Source organism: Micromonospora sp. NPDC005173, from assembly GCF_040608515.1.
Taxonomy (GTDB): Bacteria; Actinomycetota; Actinomycetes; order Mycobacteriales; family Micromonosporaceae; genus Micromonospora.
In genome coordinates this window covers 43167-53573 of the sequence record NZ_JBEXIK010000045.1, presented here as the reverse complement: position 1 = coordinate 53573, position 10407 = coordinate 43167, and the positions used below count along the sequence as shown (strand labels likewise).

The following is a 10407-nucleotide window of genomic DNA, read 5'->3' as shown; positions in this document are numbered from 1 at the left end:
TACGCATGATGGCGTGCTCCTCTGCATCGGGGGTGCACGCGGCAGGGGGGTGCCGCGTCAAGGAAGTTCAAGAAGGGGGGAACGGTCCGGCGATCGGAGGGGACCTGCTCGGGGTTCCGGGGATGTAACCGTGGCGGCCGGTCGGGTGTTCCCGGCGGGCTGGCGGCTGGCTACGGGGGGTGTAACCGTGCCGGCCGGTCGGGTGTTCCCGGCGGCTGGCGGCTGGCTACAGGGGATGTAACCGTGGCGGCCTGGCCGGTGTTCCCGGCGGCTGCCGCGCACCGGGCCACGGTCGCATCCCCAGGTATAACGACCCGGGCCGGCCCCCGATTCCACGCTGAGGGTGGCCCCGACCACGGGACGGCCCACCCCAAACGGGACGACACCCCCAGCCCGCCGCGGGCCGACAACCCCATCCCACCCGTCCGCCCCCACAACCGGGACCCACCGGCGATCTACCCCGAGCGCGTCACACCCGATCGGACTCGCATCCCGAACCGGACACCACACCCACGTGGCCGCCCACGTCGACCGGCGTCCAGCCGCGCACTTTCCGGGAAAACGCTGCCTCCCACGTCACGCCCGCGTCCCGCGCCCCGCGTCACGCCCTTGGCCCCGTCACCCGTCACGCCTGCGGCCCGCGGCCTGCGTCACGGCCGCGGCCTCACCTCACCCGTCACCCCGGCCCTCGGGGGCGAGCCTGGCTGGGAGACCAGAAGTCGGGCGGGTCGACGGCGGGGGACACCCGCACGTTTGAGCGTGATACCTGCGAGTCATATTGAGCCCTCAGAGTCATCACGCGCAAAAGCACGCGCCCGCCCGCCGAGCGGCGGCCTCCTAGGTCTGCGCCCTTTCCGGGAAGGTGTGGCCTCGGCGTGCCGCGCGCGTATGACGGTGGCCTGCGCGTGTGACGCCGCGTGAATGGGGCGCCATACGACGTGGGGCGGGGCGCTGGACGAAAACGGGACCCGTGCATGCGGCGCAGGCCGGCAGCTCAGCGCGCGTGACGCGCTTAGTGCGCAGGTAAGCCTGCGTCGAGCAGGTCCAGGACGGCGTCGCGGGCGGCGAGGACGGCCGCCTCGGACTGCGGGGTGTGGTCAAGGATGTCGAAGCTGTGCTGCCCGTCGGGAACCTCGATCACCCGGACCGGCCGGCCGTGTGTGGTTGCCGCCGCGAGGAACGCCTCGATACCCGCCAGGACCGGAGGTATGTCCCGCCCCGCCCGGGTCAGCACCAGCGGGACACCCGCGCCGGAGCCGAGCGCCTCGACGGGCAGGAACCTCGCGTCGATCTCCCAGCCGGGCAGCGGGATGAGCAGCGGGTAGGTCAGCGCGATCCCGCGCAGCCACGGCGGCGCGACGCGCAGCCAGTCGGCGGAGAAGAGGCCCCCGCCGGAGAAGAACCAGAGCACCACCCGGTCGGGGTCGACCCGGGGGTCGGCGCGAACCTGCTCGATCATCCCGGCGATGTCGTGGGCCGTGGCGGGCAGCGCCGACAGGTCGGCCACCTGGTAGCTGACCAGCGCGGCGACCAGGCCGCGCTCGGCGAGCAGCGCGCCGTAGCCGCGGTAGAGCATCCAGTCGCGGGGATCGGGTACGCCCGGGGGCAGCGGGGCGCCGTGCACCAGCACGACGGCGGGCGCGGGACCGGCACCGTCGGGCAGGTGCAGATCGACGTTGCCGTGCCGTTCGACGGGCGCGGCGGGCGTGGACAGGACGAAGGGTCGCTGCGCGACGGGCGTCGTCATGCCCCGATGGTAGCGATCATGGGCCTGCCCATCTGCCCCGTCGACCGTCCACGGGGGAGCGTCGGGGGCGGATGGTCAGGCGGGGTCGGCGGGCTTCGAGGCGTCGCCGGCCTGGGCGTGCCGCTCCAGCAGTCGCTGCCGGATCTCCTCGGGGGTGTACGCGCGCCGGCGCCGTTCGGCCCGCGCGATGACCACGCCGGAGGCCGCGACCCCGGCGAGGCCGGCCAGCCCGAGGACCTTCCACCACCGCATCCGTTGCCGCATCGGCCTAGGGTAGACCCTCATGAGCATCAGCCTGGATGAGGCGGTCGAGTTGACCCGCACCGGCGACGTGTGGGTGTTCCGGGGCCGCAGCGTGCCGGACCGGGCGATCCAGTTCACCACCAACAGCCCGGTCAACCACGTCGGGATGGCGGTGGTGCTGGACGACATGCCGCCGCTGATGTGGCACGCGGAGCTGGGCAGGTCGTTGCCGGATCTGTGGTCGGGCACCCACCAGCGCGGGGTGCAGCTGCACGACCTGCGGGACGCGGTCTGTGTCTGGGCCAACCGGTACGGCCAGCGGGCCTGGCTACGGCAGCTCGACCCGCCGGCGGACGGGGAGATGGAGCGGGCGGTGCTGCGGACGATCGCGCGGCTGGACGGCACGCCGTTCCCGTCCACCGCCCAGCTGGCCTGGCGGTGGGTGCGGGGTCGGGTGCCGGCGCTGCCGCGTCCCGGCCGGCTCGCACCGCCGCCGGCGCCGGTCACGCCGTCGGGTGGGTCGGCGGGGGCGCGGGACCGGGCGCTGGAGACGGCGTACTGCGCCGAGGTGGTGGCGGTGACCTACGAGGCGATGGGGCTGCTGCCCGGCGGCCGGCGTCCGAACTGGTACGACCCGGGGCGGTTCTGGAGCGGGGATGACCTGGGTCTGGCCGGCGGCGCCGGGCTGGGTGCGGAGATCGAGGTCCTGGTTCCGCCGCGTTGAGGTTTGGCCAGCCCGGTGACCGGCAATTGGTGTCGCCGTGAGCGCCTCCACCGACCTCGACACGCTGGCCGACTTCTTCGACCGGTACGGCGTGGCGTTGACCTGCGGCGACGTGCCGGCCATCGTCAGGTGTTACGCCCTGCCGGGGTTGGTGGTGGCCGACACGTACAGCTTCTCGTTCACCTCACCGGCGGCGGTGGCGCTGTCCTTCGTGGGCGCGGCACCCGACTACCAGGACCGGGAGTTGGTTGCGGCGCATGCCCGGATCGGGGATGTGCAGCCGGTGTCCGCGCTGCTGACGATGGTGGCGGTGGAGTGGGAGTTCCTGGACAGCCAAGGGCTCGCGGTGCCGGGGGAGCGGTACCGATACCTGCTGCGCACCACGGGTGAGGGGCCGGCCATCTGCACGGTCATCCGGACGGCCTGACCGAGACGACCGGGACCGTCCGCGCGGGCCGGCCGTTTTCCGGTCCGGGCCGGCCGGTCGGTTCGATCCTTACTCGCCCGATTTCCGGTCTGGCCGGTGCTGGCTACGCTGGCGCCTCGGCGGGGGACGAGGGGAGACCTGGTGGCGGTGCGGCCGGACGGTGCGGGAGATGCGCGGACTGCGACCCGGGTGCTGGCTTCGGTGCCGTGGATCGTGGTGCTGCTCGGCGTCTGCGTGCTGGTGGTGCTGCTGGTGGTCGCGCTGCTGTCGTTCCGTACCCGGGAGCGGGAGGGCGCGCCCGTGGCGGCGCCGCCGGTGTTCCTGCCGACGGTGCCGGCCGCCGCGTCGTCCGGTGGGGGGCCGACGCCTGGTGCGGAGCGGCGCTCGGCGTCGCCGCGGCCGTCGCGCAGCACCAGGACGCCGTCGCCGCGGGTCGCCACCAGCTCGCCTGCTCCCGGCCGGACGAGCGCCCCGGCGGTGCCGCTGGGTCCGGCGGGCGACACGGTCACTGCCCGGTACCAGGTCGGTACGGATGGCCGGGACGGGACCGAGGCGGTGCTGTCGATCACCAACGGGTCGAGTCGGTCGGTGGACTGGCGGGTGGAGTTGGCGTTCGACGACGACATGCGGTTCCTGCGGGTCAGCGACGACTCGGGGATCTCGGTGTCGGCGCGCGGGGACGGCGAGTTCGTGTTGCGGGGCACCCGTTCACTGGACCCGGGCGACACTCGGACGCTGCGGTTGCGGGTCGGCTGGGACGACTCGGCGGAGCGGCCGGTCCGGTGCACGGTCAACGGGGCCGACTGCCAGCTCGGCTGACCTGGTGCCCGGTTCGGTGGGGCAGGGCGGGTGTTGTCGGCGTTTCCAGGCCTGGCCGCCGATCGCTACGCTGCCCGGACGGCCCGCTGAGGGAGGTACATGTCCGGCATGCGTCGCGCCCCGCGACCGTCCCACGGTCCGGTCGCCGTCACGTCGTCGCCCTGGATAGTGGTGTGCGTCGGGTTCGTCGTGATGGTGGTGCTGCTCTTCGTGGTCCTGGGCGCGTACCGGGGGCGTAGTCCGGCGCCGGACGACGTGTCGGCGCCGACGCTGCCATTGCCGCAGACGCCGGTCCCGCTCACCGGCCCGGCTCCGACGTCGTCGGCGCGGCCGTTGCTGCCCGGGCTGTCGCCGCGCGCGACCGGGCTGCCGCCGAGCCTCGCGGCCGGGTCACGAGCGCCGACGGTCAGCCCGTCGGCCGGGCCGAGGTCGACGACGCGGGCACCGGATCGGCCGCCGGCGGTGAGTGGCCGGTACCGGGTGGTGCAGAGCTTCGACGGCGGTTTCATCGGCGAGGTGCTGATCGCCAACGCGACCGGCGAGGACCGGGGGTGGACGGTGCGGCTGGATTTCTCGGGTGGGCGACTGGTGACCACCTGGGTGGAGGGCGTGCCACAGGGGACGGTGCGGCAGACCGACGGGGCCGACTTCACGTACGTCAGTGGGGTGGACGTGCCGGCTGGCGCTTCGGTGGCGTTGCGGTTCCACCTGGAACGGGCGTCCACCCGTCCGCAGGGGTGCACGGTCGACGGGGTGCGCTGCACGGGGTTCTGATCTGGACGGTCGTCGGCTGGCGCCTGCTTTCGCAAGGAAGCTGCTTTGTTGCGACTGTGTTTGCAAGGTATTGCAGAATGTTTCGGCGAGGGTTAGCGTGCGGCCAATCAGCGACCAGAGGAAGGCGTCGATGAAACCCCCGCCGATACCGCGCACCGCCCTGCTGGCCCTCGTCTCCCTGCTCACCCTCACCCTCGTCGGCACCCCGGACGCCGTGCACCAGCTCGGCGGCGAGGCGGACCCCCGGCCGTCCGGCACCGACCCGCTGGCCGCCGCAGGCGCGGTCCAGTGGCGCGACGAGCCCACCGCCGAGGTGCTGCTCGACGCGGGCAGCGACACCGCCCGCGCCGAGCAGTTCTACTTCGTCCTGCCGGACCGGTTCGCCAACGGCGATCCGCGCAACGACCGGGGCGGCCTCGCCGGTGACCGGCTGCGGACCGGGCTCGACCCGACCGACAAGGGCTTCTACCACGGCGGCGACCTCAGGGGCGTCATCGACAAGCTGGACTACATCCAGGGGATGGGCACCACGGCCATCTGGCTCGCCCCGATCTTCAAGAACCGGCCGGTGCAGAGCAAGGGCGACGACATCTCGGCCGGCTACCACGGCTACTGGATCACGGACTTCACCCAGGTGGACCCGCACTTCGGTACGAATGAGGAGATGAAGCGGCTGGTCAAGCTCGCCCACCAGCGCGGTATCAAGATCTACCTCGATGTGATCGTCAACCACACCGCCGACGTGATCAAGTACGCCGAGGACCGGTACGCCTACGTGGACAAGGCCACCTCGCCGTACACCGACGCGCAGGGGCGGGCGTTCGAGGACCGCAACTACGCCGACGGCAGCCGCGCCTTCCCGCCGGTGAACCAGGCGTCGGCGCCGTACACCCCGGTCTTTCCCGACCCGGGGGACGCCACCGTCAAGGTGCCGGCCTGGCTGAACGACGCGACGATGTACCACAACCGGGGCGACTCCACCTTCGCCGGCGAGAACAGCGAGTACGGCGACTTCTCCGGCCTCGACGACCTGTGGACCGAGCGACCCGAGGTGGTCCAGGGTCTGACCAAGGCGTACGGGGACTGGATCGGCGCGACCGGCGTCGACGGGTTCCGGCTGGACACCGTCAAGCACGTCAACATGGACTTCTGGCCGCAGTTCAGCAAGGGCATCGAGCGGGCCGCCGAGAAGGCCGGCAAGAAGGACTTCTTCATGTTCGGCGAGGTGTACAGCGCCGACCCGGAGATCAGCTCCAGCTACGTCCGGCAGGGTGGCCTGCCGGCCACCATCGACTTCGCCTTCCAGGAGGCCGCGCGTGGCTACACCGCCGGCGCCGGTTCGGCGAAGGCACTGGCCGACGTGTACGCCCGCGACGACCTCTACGCCGCCCGGGACACCGACGCCGGCCGGCTGACCACCTTCCTCGGCAACCACGACATGGGCCGGATCGGCTCGTTCATCGCTGGCGGCGGCACCGCCCCGGCGAGCCACCTTCGCCGCGACCAGTTGGCCCACCAGCTGATGTTCCTCACCCGCGGTCAGCCGGTGATCTATTCCGGCGACGAGCAGGGCTTCACCGGCCCCGGCGGGGACAAGGACGCCCGGCAGGACATGTTCGCCTCGAAGGTCCCCGACTACCTCGACGACGACCTGCTCGGCACCGACCGCACCCACGCCAGTGACCAGTTCGACCCCACCCACCCGCTGTACCGGACCATCGCCGAGCTGGGCCGGCTGCGTCAGGCGCACCCGGCGCTGCGCGACGGCGTGCAGGTCACCAGGTACGCCGCCGACGGGCCGGGCGTCTTCGCGGCCTCCCGGGTCGCTCCCGCCGACCGCATCGAGTACGTGGTGGCGGTGAACAACGCCGACTCCGCGCAGACTGTCACCGTGGACACCTGGTCGGCCGGCGCCACGTTCACCGGCATCTACGGTTCGTCCGGTGCCGCCACGGCGGGTGCCGACGGCAAGCTGACCGTGACCGTGCCGCCGCTGTCGGCGGTGGTGCACCGGTCCGGTACGGCCATCGCGCAGCCGGCCGGCAAACCGACCGTCACCATCACCACCCCCGCCCCGGACGCTTTGGTGGCCACCCGGGCCGCGGTCACCGCCAAGGTGGCCGGTGACCCGCTGGCCACCGTCACCGTCGTCGCCCGGGTCGCCGGTGGCCGGTGGACGCTGCTCGGCAGCGCCGACCACGCGCCGTACACCGTGCAGCACGACCTGACCGGGCTGGCCGGCGGAACGCCGGTGGAGTACAAGGCGGTGGTCCGCGACGGGCGGGGCCGCACCGCGACCGCCCGGTCCACCGCCATCGTCGGCACGCCCGAGCAGGGCGGGTCCCGGGAGTGGGCGGTGGTGCATTACCAGCGCCCCGCCGGCGGGTACGACGACTGGGGCCTGTACGCCTGGGGCGACATCGACCCGGCGTACGTCACCGAGTGGCCGAAGGGGCAGCCGTTCGCCGGGGAGGACTCCTACGGCCGGTTCGCCTGGGTGAAGCTCAAGCCGGGCGCGAAGTCCGTGGGTTTCGTGGTGGTCGACAAGAACGGCACCAAGGACGTCGGCGCGGACCGCAGCATTGACGTCACGCAGACCGGTGAGGTCTGGCTCAAGCAGGGCGACCCGGCGATCTACCCGACCCGGCAGGCGGCCACCGGTGAACCGGCGCCGCCGGTCGAGGAGGGCACCGCGGTGATCCACTACCGGCGGGCCGACGGCAACTACGACGGCTGGGGCCTGCACCTGTGGGACGGAGCGGCCAACCCGACCGAGTGGTCGACGCCGGTCCCGCCGACCTCCACCGACGCGTTCGGCGCGGTGTTCCGGGTGCCGCTGGCGGCCGGGGCCACCGGGCTGAGCTACATCATCCACCAGGGCGACACCAAGGACCTGCCGGGCGACCAGCGGCTCGACTTCGCCAGCGCGGGCCGGGAGGTGTGGCTGCTCGCCGCCACCCCGGGCCGGCTGCTGCCGTCGACCGCGACCAGCACCAGCGGGGACACCGACATCAGCAAGCAGAAGGCGCACTGGATCGACCGGTCCACCGTGGCCTGGCAGACCGGGCCGACCGACGGCAGGACGTACGCGCTGGTCGCCGCGCCGACCGGCGGGGTGAGTGTGGTCGACGGGGAGCTGACCGGGACGTACACCACGCTGCTGCTGCGGGCGCAGCGCAACGGGCTCACCGAGGCCCAGCGCACCGCGTTCCCGCATCTGTGGTCGTACCGCGGCTTCAACCTGGACCGGGGGGACCTGGCCAAGGTGCCGGCGGCGCTGCGTGGGCAGTTGCTGGTCACCGAGCGCGACGCCGAGGGCGCTCTGCTCGCCGCGACCGGCGTGCAGATCCCCGGTGTGCTCGACGACGTGTACGCCGGGGCCGCCGACGCCACCCTCGGGCCGACCTTCGCCGGTCGCACGCCGAGCGTGGCGCTGTGGGCGCCGACCGCCCGGTCGGTGGCGCTGCAACTGTTCGACTCGCCCACCGCGCAGCCGAAGACGGTGCCGATGCGCCGCGACGACCGCACCGGGGTCTGGTCGGCGCGGGGCAGCCATGCCTGGATCGGGAAGTACTACCGATACCAGGTGCAGGCGTGGCAGCCGGCGGGGCAGCAGGTGGTCACCGCGTCGGTGACCGACCCGTACTCGGTGGCTCTGGCGGCGGACTCCACGCACAGCCGGTTGGTCGACCTGAACGACCCGGCGCTAGCGCCGGCGGGCTGGCGGACGCTGCGCAAGCCGGCCCCGGTGCCGGCGGCGAAGGCGCAGGTCTCCGAGCTGTCGGTGCGGGACTTCTCGATCGCCGATGACACCGTGCCGGCCGAGCGGCGGGGCACCTTCCTTGCCTTCACCGACCCGAAGACCGCCGGCATGACCCATCTGAAGGCGCTCGGCGACGCCGGCGTCACCCACCTGCACCTGCTGCCGGCGTTCGACTTCGCCACCATCCCCGAGAAGCGGGCCGACCAGCGCCAGCCGGCCTGTGACCTGCCGGCGCTGCCGCCCGACTCCGAGGAGCAGCAGAAGTGCGTGGCGGCGGTCGCCGAGTCCGACGGCTACAACTGGGGCTACGACCCGCTGCACTACACCGTGCCGGAGGGCGGCTACGCGGTCGACCCGGCCGGCGCGGCGCGGACCACCGAGTTTCGGCGGATGGTCGCCGGGGTGAACGACGCCGGCCTGCGGGTGGTCATGGACGTGGTCTACAACCACACGTCGGCGGCCGGCACCGACGCGAAGTCGGTGCTCGACCAGGTGGTGCCCGGCTACTACCACCGGCTGCTGGAGGACGGCGCGGTGGCCAACTCCACCTGCTGCGCCAACACCGCGCCGGAGCACGCCATGATGGGCAAGCTGGTCGTCGACTCGCTGGTCACCTGGGCGCGGCAGTACAAGGTGGACGGCTTCCGGTTCGACCTGATGGGTCACCACCCGAAGGCGAACATCCTGGCCGTGCGTAAGGCACTGGACCGGCTGACCGTCGCCCGCGACGGGGTGGACGGCAGGTCGATCCTGCTCTACGGCGAGGGCTGGAATTTCGGCGAGGTAGCCAACGACGCCCGGTTCGTGCAGGCCACCCAGGCCAACATGGCCGGCACCGGTATCGGCACCTTCAACGACCGGCTGCGTGACGCGGTGCGCGGCGGCGGGCCGTTCGACGCCAACCCGCGGGCGCAGGGCTTCGCCTCCGGGCTCTACACCGACCCGAACGGCGATGCGGTCAACGGGTCACCGGCCGAGCAGAAGGCCCGGCTGCTGCACGCCCACGATCTGATCAAGGTGGGGCTCACCGGCAACCTGCGCGGGTACCGGTTCACGGATTCCGCCGGACGGCAGGTCACCGGCGCGCAGGTGGACTACAACGGCTCACCGGCCGGCTACACCGCCGCGCCGGGGGAGGCGGTCACCTACGTCGACGCGCACGACAACGAGATCCTGTACGACGCGTTGGCGTACAAGCTGCCGCAGGCCACCGCAGCGGTGGACCGCTCCCGGATGCAGGTGCTGGCGCTGGGCACGGTGGTGCTGGGGCAGGGCACCGGCTTCGTCACCGCCGGCACCGAGCGGCTGCGGTCGAAGTCGCTGGACCGCAACTCGTACAACTCCGGTGACTGGTTCAACCAGATCCGCTGGGACTGCACGCGGGGCAACGGGTTCGGCGCCGGCCTGCCGCCGGCGGCCGACAACCAGGACAAGTGGTCGTACGCGCGGCCGCTGCTCGCCGATGCGGCGCTGGTGCCAGGCTGCGCGGCGATCGACACGACCGACGCCCGGTACGCCGAGCTGCTCAAGATCCGCGAGTCCTCGCCGGTCTTCGGGCTGGGCAGCGCCGACGAGGTGCAACGGCGGCTGGCGTTCCCGCTGTCCGGCACCGCAGAGACGCCCGGCGTGCTCACCATGACGTTGGACGGCCGTGGCCTGGATACGCGGTGGGCCTCCGTCACGGTGGTCTTCAACGGCACTCCGGAGGCTGCTACGCAGCGGCTGTCCGGGTTGCGCGGGGCGGACGTGACGCTGCACCCGGTGCTGCGTACCTCGGCCGACCCGGTGCTGCGGACCGCCTCGTTCGACGCGACGACCGGCACGTTCACCGTGCCGGCGCGGAGCGTCGCGGTGTTCGTACAGCCCTAGTTCGCACGGGTCGACCCCCTGCCACCGGAGGTGGCAGGGGG

At 72.7% G+C, this 10407-nt stretch carries 7 protein-coding genes; 5 read left to right on the top strand and 2 right to left on the bottom strand.

Annotated elements, in window-relative coordinates:
- Positions 1-1012 precede the first annotated feature (1012 nt).
- Together ABZV00_RS31135 and ABZV00_RS31130 are read right to left on the bottom strand one after the other, a co-directional pair.
- On the bottom strand, positions 1013-1747 hold the full coding sequence (locus ABZV00_RS31135) for a hypothetical protein (RefSeq protein WP_355612798.1): 735 nt from the start codon (positions 1745-1747) through the stop codon (positions 1013-1015).
- A 75-nt stretch (positions 1748-1822) separates the two neighbouring features.
- Positions 1823-2011, bottom strand: a complete 189-nt coding sequence (locus ABZV00_RS31130; protein ID WP_355612816.1) for a hypothetical protein — start codon at positions 2009-2011, stop codon at positions 1823-1825.
- A gap of 19 nt (positions 2012-2030) precedes the next feature.
- On the opposite strand from ABZV00_RS31130, the gene ABZV00_RS31125 reads away from it, so the two are divergent.
- From ABZV00_RS31125 to pulA, 5 genes are all read left to right on the top strand, one after another.
- The gene (locus ABZV00_RS31125) at positions 2031-2714 is read left to right on the top strand and encodes a hypothetical protein (RefSeq protein ID WP_328418710.1); all 684 of its coding nucleotides are present in this window, start codon (positions 2031-2033) and stop codon (positions 2712-2714) included.
- A 37-nt stretch (positions 2715-2751) separates the two neighbouring features.
- Positions 2752-3141 (top strand): hypothetical protein, encoded by a 390-nt coding sequence (locus ABZV00_RS31120; protein WP_355612795.1) that lies wholly within the window; start codon positions 2752-2754, stop codon positions 3139-3141.
- 141 nt (positions 3142-3282) lie between these two features.
- Complete coding sequence (locus ABZV00_RS31115; protein WP_355612792.1) at positions 3283-3960, top strand: hypothetical protein; 678 nt, start codon at positions 3283-3285, stop codon at positions 3958-3960.
- A gap of 99 nt (positions 3961-4059) precedes the next feature.
- A complete protein-coding gene (locus ABZV00_RS31110) occupies positions 4060-4734 on the top strand; it encodes a cellulose binding domain-containing protein (RefSeq protein ID WP_355612789.1) in 675 nt (224 codons plus the stop codon).
- A gap of 130 nt (positions 4735-4864) precedes the next feature.
- Positions 4865-10366, top strand: coding sequence for a pullulanase-type alpha-1,6-glucosidase (pulA, locus tag ABZV00_RS31105; protein ID WP_355612787.1), 5502 nt, complete (start codon positions 4865-4867; stop codon positions 10364-10366).
- Positions 10367-10407 lie beyond the last annotated feature (41 nt).

What these genes read in the sequence shown, in the direction of transcription:
- ABZV00_RS31130 (WP_355612816.1), bottom strand. Translation starts at nt 2,011, where the DNA reads ATGCGGCAACGGATGCGGTGGTGGAAGGTCCTCGGGCTGGCCGGCCTC.
- ABZV00_RS31110 (WP_355612789.1), top strand. Translation starts at nt 4,060, where the DNA reads ATGTCCGGCATGCGTCGCGCCCCGCGACCGTCCCACGGTCCGGTCGCC.
- ABZV00_RS31135 (WP_355612798.1), bottom strand. Translation starts at nt 1,747, where the DNA reads ATGACGACGCCCGTCGCGCAGCGACCCTTCGTCCTGTCCACGCCCGCC.
- pulA (WP_355612787.1), top strand. Translation starts at nt 4,865, where the DNA reads ATGAAACCCCCGCCGATACCGCGCACCGCCCTGCTGGCCCTCGTCTCC.
- ABZV00_RS31125 (WP_328418710.1), top strand. Translation starts at nt 2,031, where the DNA reads ATGAGCATCAGCCTGGATGAGGCGGTCGAGTTGACCCGCACCGGCGAC.